The following is a 14,868-nucleotide window of genomic DNA, read 5'->3' as shown; positions in this document are numbered from 1 at the left end:
CCCGCCGAATCTTCATCTCTGGCCAGAAGCGCGGCGTCTTCGGTGTCATCAAGCGCGAGCTGCGCCGCCGTTCCGCCATCGAACCCATCATCGGACACCTGAAGACCGATGGCCACCTCGGCCGCTGCTACCTCAAAGGCCGCGCCGGCGATGCGGCCAACGTCATCCTCTCAGCCGTCGGCCACAACTTCCGCCGCATCCTCGCCTGGATCAGAGAACTCTTGTGCCTGTTCCTGATCCAGCTCTGGCGCACGCGCGCCTGTCCGGCCCCGCTCAATTCGGCTTCTTAACGGACGACAAGATAGTGCTGAGCGACGGCTCCGACTTCCGCGCCATCAATCCGATCGGCCTGGTGCCGACGCTGCGTACCGACGAAGGCGTGGTGCTGACCGAGAACGCCGCGATCCTGCAATATGTCGCGGACCGTTTCCCGCAATCCGACCTCGGCGCCGCGCAGGGCATCGACCGCACGCGCTTGCATCAATGGCTGTGCTTCATCGGCACCGAGCTGCACAAGGGTCTCTTCCTCCCCTTGCTCGACCGCAAGGCGCCGCAGGAGACGAAGGCCTATGCGTTGGAGAAGAACCTGTCGCGGCTCGACTATCTCGACAATTATCTAAAGGGACGCGAGTTCCTGCTCGACCATTTCAGCGTGGCTGACGCCTATCTCGCCACGGTCATCAACTGGACCATGGCGACGCCGCCGATCGAGCTTGCGAAATGGCCCAACGTGAAGGCCTATTACGAACGCCTGCGCCAGCGCCCGTCGGTCGCCAGGGCGATCGCGGAGGAGTTCGAGTTGTACAAGGCCGAGCTCGCGCGGAAGAAGGCGGCGGCGTAAAACACGATGACATGAGGCTTGATCGCTGCAACGACGGAGGTGCCCTCCCTCTTCCGCTTGCTTGCGGGAGAGGTGAAGGAGCCGCGGCAATTGATTCAACGAAAGCCGTTCCGGAGTGCGGGTCGACTATTTCGGCGCCTGCAGCACGATCCCATAGCGGCGGTAGATCCGATCGATCGTGCCGTCGCTTCGCAGCCGGTCCAGGGCCCGGTCGATGGCCTCGCGCAACGCATCGTCCGGGCGGATCATGCCGACGGCGACATTCCAGTTGAGATCGGCGATGCTCTCATCACGATCCAGGATCCGGAGCGGATTGTCCGGATGCGTCAGATTGAAATAGCCGGCCGCAGTGGGCGTCACCGCGGCGGCATCGATCTCACGGTTCGACACGGCCTCCAGGCTGTCGCTCTCGAAGCCGAACGTCGACAGGGGCACGCGCCGTTGGCCGATGATCATGGCGGCGATCGATCCGACCTGCACTCCCACCTTGGTCTCTTCGTTGAGACTCTTGAACGAGGTGAGCGGGCTGGATGACGGCACCGCGAGCGCGACGCCCGTGCGATAATACGGTTTCGAAATCCTCAAACGTGTTTCGCCTTGGGCCTCGCGGTCGGCGATGACGTCCAGAAGGATGTCACAGCCGGCGCTGCGCATCTGGTACTGCGTGATGATCCAGTCGAGCCTCAGCGCCACACCGAGCTCGCGGGCCATCACCTGTCCCAGCTCGACCTGAAAGCCGGGCGGCTCGCCGGTCTTGCGGGCAAAGGGAAGCGAGTTGGGATGCGCGCACAGCCCGATCACACCGCTCGCGCGGATCGCGTCCAGGGCTCGCGCCTGTGCCGGTCCCGGCAGCCCGATGGCGGCAGCGACGATGACCGGTACGATCGCCTTCATTGCACACCCTCATCTGGACGCATCGCGGTCTGGTTCAGCCTTCGCGTGGTTTCAAGGCGCGGATGTATTTGACGATCAGGTCGATCTGCGCGTCGGTGAAAGCGCCATCGAATGCCGGCATCGCGCCTTGCTTGCCGAGCTTGATGCGACTGCGAATGAAGTCGTCGTCGCGCGGCGAATTCATCAGTTGCGGCCCCTTGCCGGCAGCCCGGCCGCCGTCGGAGTGACAAAACCCGCAAGTCCCCGCGAACACCTGCTCGACCTCGAACGGCGCATTCTCGGGCGCAGGCGCCGCGGATTGTGCTTGAGCCATTGCAGCGCACAGCAACGAGGCGCCCACCGGAACTGTTCTCAAATGCAGCTTCAACGCGTCCACTCCATTCCTGAAGCAGGTGGCCGTTGTTCACGGCAAGGAGCGGGCTTGCACCCGCTCCTGCAGATCGTTTGCGGCAACTATTTCAGGCTGAAGACGACGAGCGCACCGTCGTCACGCGGCATGCTCTTGTAGACGCCGCCGAAGTTCGGCGCATACTCGTCAGCCAGCATGCCGCCGAAGCCCGCGGTCACCGCGATATATTGCTTGCCGCCGACGGAGTAGCTGACGATGCCGCCCTGGTGACCGGTGCCGTTGTTGTGCTTCCACAGCTCGGCTCCGGTTTCGGCATCATAGGCGTGAAGGACGCCGCGGGAGTCCGGCACGAAGACCAGATTGCCCGCCGTCGACAGCACGCTTCCAAGCGGCGGCTCGGGGTAGCGGACCTCCCATTTCTTCGCTCCCGTTATGGGATCGCGCGCGTCGAGATGGCCATAGATCTCGCCGCCGGGAGGAGGCGTCATCTTGAAATCGGCGCCGATGTTGAGCTGGACCTGCGGCGTCGTGACCGGTGTCGTCTTCTGGATGTCCAGCGTCATGCACCATTCCTGGCCGATCTTGTAGTAGAGGCCGGTCTTCGGGCTGTATGAGCCGGCGTTCCAGCTGATGCCGCCGCCGATGAACGGACACAGAGGCGGTTCAGTGACTTTCCCGACCGAGAAATCGCGGCGGCCGATCAGCGCGCCGGTCTTGGGATCGATATCCTTGACGAAGTTGATGTTCTCGACCAGCCGCCAGACGTTCTTCACTTTGAGATTGCGGTCGTAGACGAAGACGAAGCCACCCTTGTTCGGATGAACCACATATTTCTGACCGTCGCGCTCGAGCATAACGAACTCGCCGACGGAGCTGTCAAAGTCCCAGGCGTCGTGCGGCAGCTCCTGATGATAGAATTTCAGCTTGCCGGTATCGATATCGAGGCCGATCACCGAACTCGTATAGAGATTGTCGCCGGGACGCGCACCTTGCGTCTTGTAATCGGCGCCCGACCAGTCGTAGAGCGGCGCAGGGTTCGCCGTGCCCCACAGGATGGTGTTAGTCTCGGAATCGTAGGTGCCCGGCATCCAGCCGCCGCCACCGCCGGTGCGCCAGGAATCGTTGCCCCAGGTCTTCATCGCCTCTTCGGTGCCCGCGACCGTCAGGAACTCCCACTTCTTCTTTCCCGTCGTGGCATCGAGGGCAAAGATCGGGCCGCGGCCCGGCCATTCGCCACCTTGCGCGCCGATGATCACGCTTCCCTTCGCGTAAAGCGGCGCACCGGTAAAGCCGACCGTGAGCTTCTGCGAGTCGATCAGCTTGGTCTCCCAGAGGACCTTTCCCGTCTTCGCATCCAGCCCGAAGACACGCCCATCCATCGTGCCGACGAAGACCTTGCCTTCACCGAGAGCTACGCCGCGGTTGTAGGGAGAGTGGGTCTGCCGGCTGATCAGCGCCTCGTCCAGTTCCGGAAAGAACGACCAGATGACCTCGCCGGTCGCGCCATTCAGCGCAAAGACCCGGCTGTAAGAGCCCGAATAATAAAGCACCCCGTCAGCCACGAGTGGCATGGACTGCAGACCGCGCGTCGATCGCCCGGGGATGTGCATCCAGGCCACGCCCAGATTGGCGACGTTGTTCGTGTTGATCTGCGCGATCGGGCTGTAATGGTGAGACTTGTACGAGCCGTGATAGGTGAGCCAATCGTTCTGGCCGGCGGCCTCGATGCGGGCCGTATCCACGGCTTGGGCCGACGCCGCCGACGCTGCAAGTGTCGCAACGACGACGACAGGCAAGGCCGAGCTGAGCCACTGCTTTCTCATTTGCACTTCCTCCCGCTCTTGTGTTTGTTGATTGCGTCTCGTAAGCGCGGCCGCGAGGGGGCATTTGCAGTTCAGTACGCGTCGATCGTCCTCCATCGGACCGAGTCGCCAACAGATATCCCCTCTCTCGGCGGATAGCGCCGAGGGAGCCACGTTCACTGGTGTGATTGCTGTTGTACTTCTGCTTACCGCTGCAGCTTACGACGGATCACAGGGCGTGCAAACACGGAACGCGCGCAGGAGACGACTTTGACGCACGGAGCGAATTGAAACGGCAGCGGCACTGACCGTTTCGACCTCGATCGGCCAAACCCGGAGCGAAGTGGCTTATCCGTAAAGCACTTTCGGCAGGATCGTGACGATGCCGGGCCACAGCGTCAGCAGCAGCACGAAGCCGATCATGATCATGAGGTACGGCATCGTCACGCGGGCGATGTAGCCGAGGCCGTCGTCGGTCAGCCCCTGGATCACAAACAGGTTGAAGCCAACGGGCGGCGTGATCTGCGCCATCTCGACGGCGAGCACGAGGAACACGCCGAACCAGACCTCGTCGAAGCCGGCGCCCTTCACGATGGGCAGCACGATCGGCAGCGTCATCACGATCATCGAGAAGCCGTCGAGGAAGCAGCCCAGCACGAGATAGAAGACGATCAACGTCACGATCAGCATGAACGGTGACAGGCCGAGGCCCTTGACGAAGGCGGCCACTGCCTGCGGGATGCCAAGGAAGGCCGCGGCATTGCCGAGGATCGAGGCGCCGAGCACGATCAGCGCGATCATCGAGCAGGTCACGACCGAGCCGATCAGCACGTCGCGCATGACCTGTTGCGACATCGCGCCTTGGGCCCAGGCAACCAGGGCCGCGCCGAGCACGCCGACGGCGGCGGCTTCCGACGGCGTCGCGAGGCCGCCATACATCGAGCCGAGCACGCAGGCGATCAGGAACAGCGCCGGGGCGAGGTCCTTCAGAGCGGCGAGGCGTTCGCTCCATGGCACTTGCGAGAGCTTGGCTTCCGTTTCCGGCACCATGCCCGGATTGAGGCTCGTGTGCAGCATCACCCAGGCCATGAAGGTGGCGGCCAGCAGGAATCCCGGCAACACGCCAGCCGTGAACAGCTTCAGGATCGAGACGTCGCCGAGCACGCCATAGATGATCATGATGTTGGACGGCGGGAGCAGGAACCCGAGCGTGCCGGCGCCGGCGAGCGAGCCGATCGCGATGTCGCGGGAATAGCCGCGGCGCAGGAGTTCGTTGAGCGACATGCGGCCGATCACCTGCGTGGTCGCGGCCGACGAGCCCGAGATCGCCGCGAAGATGGTGCAGCCGATCACGTTCACATGCAGCAGGCGACCGGGCAGCAAACCGGCCCAAGGCGCCAGTCCCTGGAACAGGGAGCGCGACAGGCGGGTGCGAAACAACAACTCGCCCATCAGGATGAACAGCGGCAGCGCAAGCAGCTCCTGCGTGGTCAGGATGTTCCAGGCGTATTGGGGCAGCAGCTTGTCGAGCGGGATCGAGCGGAACATCGCGAGCAGCAGCGTCGCGGTGAGCGCAAGCGTCAGGCCGATCCAGACGCCGCAGGCCAGCAGCGCAAACAGGATCCCGAACAGGGCAACGACTTCGATGGTCATGCGATCTTGGATCCGGGAGCGAGCAAGGCGGTCATTCGACGGGCGAGGCCTTCATGCGATGGTCCTCCAGCGGCAGGCCGAGCGCGGCCTGGATCGCGCGCGCCAGGAACTGAAGCGTCAGCAGCAGCATGCCGAAGGTGACGACGGCTTCCGGAAACCACAGCGGCGTGTCGCTCGAGGTGGAGACCTGGCCACGCAGGAACGCGGCCCAGGCGAATTTCGCCATGGCCGAGGTCAGGAACGCCATGAAGGCGAAGCCGGCCGCCGCCGAGAGAATCTCGAGCGCGCGCTGTACCGGCACTGGTGCGTTCTTCAGGAGCAGCACGACGCGGATATGGCCGCCGACACGTAGCGTCATGGCGGCGCCGAAGGTGAAGGACGCCGCCATTAGATAGGAGGAATATTCCCACGCGATCGAGATGCTGGGCGGGAAGAACGGCAGGAAGTTCGACAGGAAGCGGGTTGCGACCTCGCACAGCATCAACAGCGTCAGCATCAAGAGACAGAAGCCGCCGATCCAGCCGTCGAGCCGGCCGAGGCGATCGATGCCGTCGAGCAGGATGCGCAGCGGCGCCGGCGCCGCTGCATTCAGGCTCTGCGGAGCTTCGGGCGAGATGCTCACCACGACATCATCCTCAGCCACGCTTCATTTCGGCGAGATAGGCCTTTACCGGCTTGTCGGCCGCCGGCACGCGCTTGAGGAAGGCATCGAGCTGCGGCGCTGTCTTGGCCCGGATGTCCGTCATCATGGCTTGCGAGACCGGCACCACCTCCATGCCGCCTTCCTTCAGGCGGTTGAGGCTGTCGACATCGGCCTTGAGCGAGTTGGCCCAGAAGCCCGGCTCCATCTTCGCCGCGACATCCGCAACCAGCTTCTGTTGATCGCCGGAGAGAGCCTTCCAGGAATCGAGATTGACGGTGAGCATCTGCGACGACCAGACGTGGTTGGTCGGGTAGACGTATTTCAGGAATTCCCAGAACTTGCCGTCGACGCCCGACACCGACGAGGTGGAGACGCCGGCCACGGCGCCGGACGCGAGCGCGGGAATGGTCTCGCCCCAGGGGATCATCACCGCCGCCATACCGATCGCATTGAGCATCTCGACAGCGTTCTTGTCGGGCACGCGGATCTTGATGTTCTTCAGGCCCTCGACGTCGGCGACCTTCGCCTTCAGATGCAGGTACTGCGTCGGCCACGGCACGATGTAGAGGATCTTCTGGTTGTTGCGCGCCGCGATCTTCTCGTATTCGGGCCGCACGTATTTGTGCAGCACCTTGAGCTCGTCCACGGAGCCGCAGAGGAAGGGAATGCTCTCGACGCCCATGAAGGGCTCGTCGCCGACCTGCTGGATGTTGAGGACGTCGGCGAGCGGCACCAAGCCGTCGCGTACGGCGCGCAAGTGCTCGGGGCCCTTGAAGCCGAGCTGACCACCCGCCTTCACGGTGATGCTCACCGTGCCGCCGCTTTGCTTCTTCACCTCCTCGGCGAAGGCAAAGGCGTTCTGGGTGTGGAAATTGCCGTCAGGCCACACCGTCGACATGTCCCAGCTCACCGTCGCCGCCCGCGCGCGGGTGGAGATGTGGCCGGCGGCAAGCAGCGTCGCTGCGCCCGCGGTGAAATTCCTTCGCGTGATCATTTGCACCCCTCCGTTTGCTCCGCGCACGATGTCCGAGGCGTCACCGCGAGTACCCATAAACTGTGACCGCCTTGTCGACGGACACGAGTCCGCTTTCGACGTCGTCATTGACCGCCGCGCGCTCACGGTTGGCGGGATCGCCGATGCCCGCGCCGCCCGGTGTCAGCACAACCAACCGGTCGTCCGGCGGCACCTGCTGAAAGCCTTTCCCCCGCAGCTTCTTTCCGGACTTGAGGCCGACATAGCCGGCCTCGCCGTCCCGGCCACCATCGCGGCCGCGCGGCGGATGATCGATGCGATCGAACGCAGCGAGAATGTCGAACGGCGCATCGACGCCGCTGCCGACTTCGATGATCTGGCCGAGGCCGCCGCGAGTGCGTCCTGCTCCGCCGGAATCCGGACGCAGCTCCTTGCGCCAGAAAATCAGCGGCGTCTGAGTCTCTGCGATCTCGACGGGGGTGCCGCGCACGCCGCTGGGATAGGCGGTCGCCGACAGGCCGTCCTTGCCGAAGCGCGCGCCTGTGCCGCCATTGGACGTCACCGCCATGGAGAACCCGTAATTGCCGCCGACGCCGGAGCGGGTTTGCCCACGCACATTCAGATTCCACAGGCATGAGGTGCCTTCCGCAGGCACGCGCTCGGGAATGATCTGGCGCAGGCAGCCGAACACGACGTCGGGCAGCATCTGGCCGATGATGTGGCGCGAGGCGACCGGCGCCGGCTTCGGCGCATTGAGGATAGCGCCCGCCGGCGCCGACACGGTCAGCGGCGAGAGCGAGCCGGCATTGTTCGGGATCTGCGAGGCGACGACGCAGCCGAGGCCGAACACGGTGTAGGCGGTGGTGTAGGACAAGGGCACGTTGATGCCGAACTTCGAGGCGGCAGAGGTGCCGTCGAAATCGACGTGGATGCCTTGATCCGAGATCTTCAGGGTCGCAGCCAGCGTCACCGCCGCATCATAGCCGTCGACCACCATGGTATTGCGCCAGCTGCCCTTCGGCAGCTTTGCGATCTCGGCGAGCACGGCCTCGCGCGAGCGGTCGCAGATGTAGTCGCCGAGCTCGTCCAGCGAGTCGATGCCGAACTCGGTCATCATCTCGACCAGGCGCTCGCAGCCGACGTCGTTGCAACCGGCGAGGGAATAGGTGTCGCCCTCGGTGTCGATCGGCAGCCGCGTATTGGTGCGGATCATCGCCATCAGCGTCTCGTTGACGACGCCCTGGTCGATCAGCTTCAGCATGGGGATGTAGAGCCCCTCCATGAACACGTCGGTGGCATCAGGGCCGAAGCCGATGCCGCCGATGTCCATGAGGTGGCTGGTGCAGGAGAACAGCGCCACCGGCTTGCCATCCTTGAAGCACGGCGTGGTGACGACGAAGTCGTTGAGATGGCCCGTACCCATCCAGGGGTCGTTGGTGATGTAGGCGTCGCCTTCCTTCATCGTCTCGATCGGGAAGTGAGCGATGAAATGCTTCACCGATTCCGCCATCGAGTTGACGTGGCCGGGCGTGCCCGTCACCGCCTGCGCCAGCATGCGCCCCTCGAGGTCGAACACGCCGGCCGAGAGGTCGCCGCATTCGCGCACGATCGGGCTGAATGCGGTGCGGAGCAGCACCTGCGCCTGCTCCTCGACCACGGCGATCAGCCGGTGCCACATGATCTGAAGGTCGATCAGGCTCGCGCCATTTGCCTTGCTCATGATCAGGCCGCCTTCCGTTCCATGACGATGCTGCCGGCACCGTCTATGTGGGCGTCAAAACTGTTGGAGACGAAGGTCGAGGTTTCGTCCTCCGCGATCACGGCGGGACCCGCAATCGTCGCGCCCGGCGCCATGTCCTCGCGGCGATAGAGCGGGATCTCGATTACTTCGCCCGCGCGGCCGTCGAAGAACTTGCGACTGCCGGCCGCCTTGGCCGCAGGCATGCGTGCGACGGAAGCGACGGTGGGCGGATTGCGCGCCTCGGTGGTGGCGAGCACCGACCAGCTCAACACCTCGATGGCAGCCCCCGGGATCGGTCGTTCGAACATCGCGGAATAATCCGCCTCGAACTTCTGGCGCAGCCCGGCGAGATCGGCGGTCGCCAGCCGCCGGTTCGGCAGCTCGACCGATATCTCGTGGCCCTGGCCGACATAGCGCATGAAGGCGGCGCGGCGCTCCCGCACCGGCGCACCGGCCGCACCGGGCTCCACCAGCGCACGCGCCTCAGTCGCCATCTCCTGCAAGAGGTCAGAGACGACCTCGGTGTCGAAATCATCGAGCCGGACATGACGGCTGCGCACCAGTTCATAGGCGATGGGCGCAGCCAGGAAGCCAACGGCCGAGCCGACACCCGCATTCGATGGCACGATCACGCGGGAGACGCCGATCTTCTCGGCGACGCGGGCCGCATGCAGCGGCGCGGCACCGCCGAAAGCGATCAGCGTGTGCTGACCGATAATCTCCCCGCGCTCGACGGCATGCACGCGCGCCGCGCTCGCCATGTTCTCGCAGACGACTTCGTGGACAGCATAGGCCGCGGTTTCCGCGGACAGGCCAAGCGGCTCGCCGACGTCCCGCAGCAGCGCCTTTTTCGAAAGCTCCGGGTCGAGCTTGATCGTGCCGGCCGCAAACGCATCTGGATCGATCATGCCGAGTGCAACGTCCGCATCCGTCACGGCCGGGCGTTGGCCGCCGCGGCCATAGCAGGCGGGCCCCGGCTCCGAGGAGGCACTTTCGGGCCCCACGGTGACGCGCTTCATCGCGTCGACATGCGCGATCGAACCGCCGCCGGCGCCGATCTCCACCATCTCGATGACAGGAATGCGCACCGGCAGGCCGGAGCCCTTGAGGAATCGCGCGGCGCGATCGACCTCGAACACGCGCGAGGTCTCGGGCTGGTACTTTTCGATCAGACAGATTTTCGCGGTAGTGCCGCCCATGTCGAAGGAGAGCACCTTGCTCTCGCCGAGACGCGCCGCGATCTGGGCCGCGAAGATCGCGCCGCCTGCGGGACCGGATTCGACGAGACGCACCGGAAAGCGTCGCGCCGTCTCGATCGAGGTCACGCCTCCGCCGGAGGTCACGAGATAAATGGCGCCGCGAAACTGCTCGACCTGCAAGGCATCGGCCATGCGGGCGAGATAGCCATCGATCAGCGGCTGCACGTAGGCGTTGGCGACCGCAGTGGATGTGCGCTCATATTCCCGGATCTCGGGACACACTGCCGACGATACAGTCACGGAGATGCCGGGCATTTCATCACTGATGATCGCGGCCGCGCGGCGCTCATGCTCGGAATTGGCATAAGAGTGCAGGAACGCGATTGCGACGCTCTCGACCTTCAGCTCGCGCAATCTCTGCGCGAGTGCGCGCACCGCCGCTTCGTCGAGCGGGAGACGAACGGCACCGTGGGCGTCGATGCGCTCGGGCACCGTGAAGCGCAGGCTGCGCGGCGCCAGCGGCTTCGGCTTGTCGATGCCGAGGTCATATTGGTCGTAGCGGCTTTCGGTGCCGATATCGAGCACGTCGCGGAAGCCCTCGGTCGCGATCAGCGCGGTCTTGGCCCCGCGCCGCTCGATGATGGCATTGGTCGCGAGCGTCGTGCCGTGAATGAAGACGTCGATGTCGCTAATATGCGCGCGTGCATCGGCCAGAATGAGGCGCATGCCGTCCAACACGGCCTGCTCGGGGCGCTGCGGCGTGGTCAGCACCTTGCGGGTTTTGCGATCTTGCCCCACGTCCAGCACGATGTCGGTGAACGTGCCACCGATATCAACGGCAAGCCGCACCTCGGCTCCCTCAAGCATTCCAAATTCTCCGTGCTGGTCGTCAAGACTGGGGACAAAAGCGCAGCAATTTCCATGCCATGGACGACAAGATGCACGCCGCGCCCGGCTATTCTGCTTGGCACCTATGCAATAGGCAAGGCGTGTGCGTCGCCTGCGCGATCAGAGCAGGAATGCAAGCGCCGTCTCGCAGCGCTCCTCGACCTTCAGCGTCAGGAGATCGTCGGCGCGGGTGCGGCCGAGGTTGACCGCCGCGATCGGAATATTGCGGCGCGCCGCGGCCTGGACGAAGCGGAAGCCGGAATAGACCATGAGCGAGGAGCCGACGATCAGCATGGCGTCGGCTTCCGCCAGATGATCCTGCGCGGTGGCGACGATGTCGCGCGGGACGTTCTCGCCGAAGAAGACGACGTCGGGCTTGAGGATGCCGCCGCAGGCTTCGCATGGCGGCACCTCGAAGGAGGAAAAATCCTCGTGCTCCAGATCGGCGTCGCCGTCAGGTGCATCCGCGGCATCGAGCGTCAGCCACGCCGCATTGGCGCGGCCAAGATCCTGCTGAAACTCGTCGCGCGGCGTCTTGCGGTCACAACCCATGCAGCGGACCAGATCGAGCCGGCCGTGGAGGTCGATGACCTGCCGGTGACCGGCCGACTGATGCAGCCGATCGACGTTCTGCGTCAGCAGCATCCCGCACCGGCCGTTCGCCTCGAGCCGGGCCAGCGCATGATGCGCATCGTTCGGCTTCGCCTGGCCGAACCGCCGCCAGCCGATCAGGCTGCGCGCCCAATAGCGCCGGCGCGTATGCTCGTCCGACATGAAGGCCTGGAAATTGACCGGCTGCGTCCGCTTCCAGTTGCCCTGGCTGTCGCGGTAGTCGGGAATGCCTGAATTGGTGCTGCAGCCGGCGCCGGTCAGCACGAACAGATTTTCGTGCCGGTCGACGAAATCCTGGAGCGGAGCGTTTGACATGGCACCAGATGTAGGTCGCGAGGCCGGCTTTTTCCAGATCACTGTCGGCGGGACGGACGCCCTGCGAAGGACGATGGGTGAGATTTGTCCTGGTCTGCCGTGTGGGCGGCTTGCTGCAACGTCCGCCGAAACTCATCACGCTTTTCGTGCACCGAGGCTATCGCATACCCGACCTCGACTCCGAGGCCGACCAGCGCGGCTTCTGAAAGCTGCAGGCTTGCCTCGATGGTTTCCGGCACCGCGTCGGTGGCGCCGATTGCATAGAGGTGACGGGCATGATCAGCGTCGCGCGCACGTGAGACGATCAACACATCCGGCCGCGCCGAACGGATCCGCTCGACGACGGCATCGATCGCCGTTCGCGATTGAATCGTGATGATCACGCCGGTCGTCTGCATCAGGCCGCAAGCTTCGAGAAAGCCCGGCTCTGTCACGTCGCCAAAGAAGACCTTATGACCGTCGCGGCGGTCGCGCGCCACGGCGATCGGATCGTGATCGACCGCGATGTAGTCCACGCCATGGGAGGTAAGCAGCGAGCAGACCACTTTTCCAACACGGCCGTAGCCGACCACGATCGCCTGTGTTCGGTCGCTTGGCGGCTGAACCGTCAGTTCGGGATCGAGGATGCGCTCGTCAGCCAGCTTGGCGGCCAGTCGTCGTCCGAGCGCGCCCAAGAGCGGCGTCAGCGCCATCGTCACGGCGGTGATGGCCACGACGAAGCTCGACACGCGAGGCTCGATCAGGCCTGCGGCGGCCGCCATGCCGATGCTGACGAATGCGAACTCGCCGACGGGCCCCAGCAGGAAGCCGATCTCGATCGCCGCCGGCCATGAGAGCCTGAACAGGCGGCCCAGAATGATGAGCACGATCGCCTTGCCGGCGAGAATGCCGATCACGGCAGCCAGCAGCCAACCGGGCTCGCGCATGAACACGCGGAAATCGATGGCCATGCCGACGGTGAAGAAGAAGATGCCGAGCAGCAGGCCCTTGAATGGCTCGACGGTGGCCTCGATGGCTTTTCCATACTCCGTTTCCGCCAGCATCAGTCCTGCAACGAATGCTCCGAGCGCCATCGACAGCCCGGCTTGGTGTGCGGCAAGCCCTGCGCCGACGATGACGAACAAGGTCGCCGCGACAAACAACTCCGTCGAATGGGTTCCCGCAACCATCTGGAACAGTGGACGCATCAGCAGCCGTCCGATCAGAATGAGAAAAGCGACCGCCACGACCGCCTTCAGGATCGCACTGGAGATGTGCGTCACGACCGAGCCACCGCTGCCTGCACCGAGCACCGAGACGAACACGAGAATGGGGACCACGGCGAGGTCCTGGGCCAGCAAGACCGAAAAGCTGGCGCGCCCGGCTGTGGTCGCAAGTCGCCTCTCGGCGGAGAGAAGCTCGAGCACAATCGCCGTCGAGGACAGCGCAAGGCTCGCGCCAATGATCACGGAAGTATCGGAACTCTGCCCGCAGAGGAGCGCCGCGCCAAATAACATGGCGGACGTCGCCAGCACCTGCAGGCCGCCAAGCCCGAACACCAGCCGCCGCATCGTGACGAGCCGCCGGAAAGACAGCTCGAGCCCGATCAGGAATAGCAGGAACACGATGCCGAGATTGGCGATGCCCTCGACGTTCTGCGCGTCCGTCACCGTGAACCAGTACAGGAACGGGAGATTCTGAACGAGCGAACCAAGCCCGAGCGGACCGAGAATGGCGCCGGCGCCGAGATAGCCCAGCACGGGGTTGATGCCCCAGCGGCGCACGATCGGCACCACCACGCCGGCGGTGCCGAGAACCACGAGCGCGTCGCTATAGGCATTGATGCTGATGGTTGTGGTCACGAGCCCGTCTTGTGTCGACGTTTGCCAATAGCGGCCGCGTCGTCCACGGTCGATAGCACACGGCGCCGCAGCCCCCAACCCATCCTGATTTCTCCGCGGGCACTGGCGGCCGCCGATTGCGCGTGATCCAAAGCTGACGTTCAGCTTGCCCAATTCTCTCGGAATTCGGGGAATAGCGTCAGGCCCCCGCAAGCATAGATGGTCTGCCCCGTGATGTAGCTCGCATCCTCCGAGGCGAGGAAGGCGAATACGGCGGCGATCTCTTCCGGCGTGCCGACACGGCCCAGCGGAATATGGCTGGTGACGACGCCGCGCTTTTCGGGGTCACCGGTCCATGCCACGTTGATCGGCGTGTCGATCGCGCCTGGTCCCACCGCGTTGACGCGGATGCCCCGGCCGGCAAATTCGAGCGCCAGCGTGCGCGTCAGATTGGCCATGCCTCCCTTGCTGATCGAATAAGCGAGATAGCCGGGCTTTGGAATGATCTGGTGGACGCTCGAGCAATTGATGATGCTGCCGCCTCCGCCGCGTGCGACGAAGTGAGCGAGCGCCTTCTGTGCGCAGAGCACGGCGCCGTTGAGATTGACGTCGATGATGCGGCGATAGGTTTCGACGTCGAGCGCCTCGCTCGGCGATTCCTGCTGGAAGCCGGCGTTGTTGACGAGGCAATCGAGACGTTTCCAGCGAGAAAGGATCGCCTCGAACATCGCAGCAATGTCCCGCTCATCGCCGACATTGGCCTTGACGATGCAATGATCGGGCTCGCCGTGGCCGCGCGAGCGCGAAGCTGCCCGAGCGAGCGCGAGCGTCTCCTCGGCGCGCTCCACGTTCTCGAAATAGTTGATGGCAACGGTTGCGCCTTCCTGGGCGAGCCGGACGGCGACGGCGCGGCCGATGCCTTGCGAGGCACCCGTCACGAGGGCGTACTGACCGACGAGGCGCGAAGGAAATGAGGTTGAACGTTCGGTTTGCGGCATGTGTTCTCTCCAGATGCGTCATCATGGATGGAACCGGCGTTTTGTTCCACCCGGTTGTGCATACGCCGCACGCATCCCTGGACACGGCGCGGCCGGCAGCTGGGTGGAGTCGATCGGCATGCCGAGGCGAGGCCTTCACC

At 64.5% G+C, this 14,868-nt stretch carries 12 protein-coding genes and 1 pseudogene; 2 read left to right on the top strand and 11 right to left on the bottom strand.

All coding sequences use genetic code 11. From position 1 onward, the window contains the following. Positions 1-290: transposase (locus tag H1B27_RS34740; RefSeq protein WP_197967352.1), on the top strand; the 290-nt coding region annotated here is incomplete at its 5' end. An 8-nt stretch (positions 291-298) separates the two neighbouring features. Next, positions 299-841 (top strand): annotated as a pseudogene (locus H1B27_RS34735) (glutathione binding-like protein); the annotation flags it as partial. 126 nt (positions 842-967) lie between these two features. On the opposite strand, the gene H1B27_RS34730 reads toward H1B27_RS34735, so the two are convergent. The 11 genes from H1B27_RS34730 to H1B27_RS34680 all read right to left on the bottom strand — a co-directional run bounded on the left by H1B27_RS34730 (position 968) and on the right by H1B27_RS34680 (position 14,728). Then, positions 968-1,735: a substrate-binding periplasmic protein gene (locus tag H1B27_RS34730; RefSeq protein WP_197969126.1), complete on the bottom strand. Its 768-nt coding sequence runs from the start codon at positions 1,733-1,735 to the stop codon at positions 968-970. A 34-nt stretch (positions 1,736-1,769) separates the two neighbouring features. After that, entirely contained in the window at positions 1,770-2,048 is a 279-nt protein-coding gene (locus H1B27_RS34725) for a c-type cytochrome (protein WP_082822104.1), read from the bottom strand. A gap of 140 nt (positions 2,049-2,188) precedes the next feature. Then, positions 2,189-3,907: a pyrroloquinoline quinone-dependent dehydrogenase gene (locus tag H1B27_RS34720; protein WP_061880873.1), complete on the bottom strand. Its 1,719-nt coding sequence runs from the start codon at positions 3,905-3,907 to the stop codon at positions 2,189-2,191. 327 nt (positions 3,908-4,234) lie between these two features. Continuing rightward, positions 4,235-5,539 carry a TRAP transporter large permease gene (locus H1B27_RS34715; RefSeq protein WP_197969125.1) on the bottom strand — a complete coding sequence of 435 codons (1,305 nt, stop codon included), beginning with the start codon at positions 5,537-5,539 and terminating at the stop codon, positions 4,235-4,237. A gap of 31 nt (positions 5,540-5,570) precedes the next feature. Continuing rightward, positions 5,571-6,164, bottom strand: coding sequence for a TRAP transporter small permease subunit (locus H1B27_RS34710; RefSeq protein WP_197969129.1), 594 nt, complete (start codon positions 6,162-6,164; stop codon positions 5,571-5,573). 10 nt (positions 6,165-6,174) lie between these two features. Further along, positions 6,175-7,176, bottom strand: a complete 1,002-nt coding sequence (locus H1B27_RS34705) for a TRAP transporter substrate-binding protein (protein WP_197969124.1) — start codon at positions 7,174-7,176, stop codon at positions 6,175-6,177. A 40-nt stretch (positions 7,177-7,216) separates the two neighbouring features. Next, complete coding sequence (locus H1B27_RS34700; protein ID WP_197969123.1) at positions 7,217-8,875, bottom strand: hydantoinase B/oxoprolinase family protein; 1,659 nt, start codon at positions 8,873-8,875, stop codon at positions 7,217-7,219. 2 nt (positions 8,876-8,877) lie between these two features. Next, a complete protein-coding gene (locus H1B27_RS34695) occupies positions 8,878-10,962 on the bottom strand; it encodes a hydantoinase/oxoprolinase family protein (protein WP_197969122.1) in 2,085 nt (694 codons plus the stop codon). Positions 10,963-11,103: 141 nt separating this feature from the next. Next, entirely contained in the window at positions 11,104-11,910 is an 807-nt protein-coding gene (locus H1B27_RS34690) for an NAD-dependent protein deacetylase (protein WP_197969121.1), read from the bottom strand. A gap of 38 nt (positions 11,911-11,948) precedes the next feature. After that, positions 11,949-13,751, bottom strand: coding sequence for a cation:proton antiporter domain-containing protein (locus H1B27_RS34685; protein ID WP_197969120.1), 1,803 nt, complete (start codon positions 13,749-13,751; stop codon positions 11,949-11,951). 140 nt (positions 13,752-13,891) lie between these two features. Then, on the bottom strand, positions 13,892-14,728 hold the full coding sequence (locus tag H1B27_RS34680) for an SDR family oxidoreductase (protein WP_197969119.1): 837 nt from the start codon (positions 14,726-14,728) through the stop codon (positions 13,892-13,894). Positions 14,729-14,868 lie beyond the last annotated feature (140 nt).

The organism is Bradyrhizobium diversitatis, from assembly GCF_016031635.1.
Lineage (GTDB): Bacteria > Pseudomonadota > Alphaproteobacteria > Rhizobiales > Xanthobacteraceae > Bradyrhizobium > Bradyrhizobium diversitatis.
The sequence above is the reverse complement of the archived record's forward strand: the minus strand, read 5'-3'. Positions and strand labels throughout refer to the sequence as shown.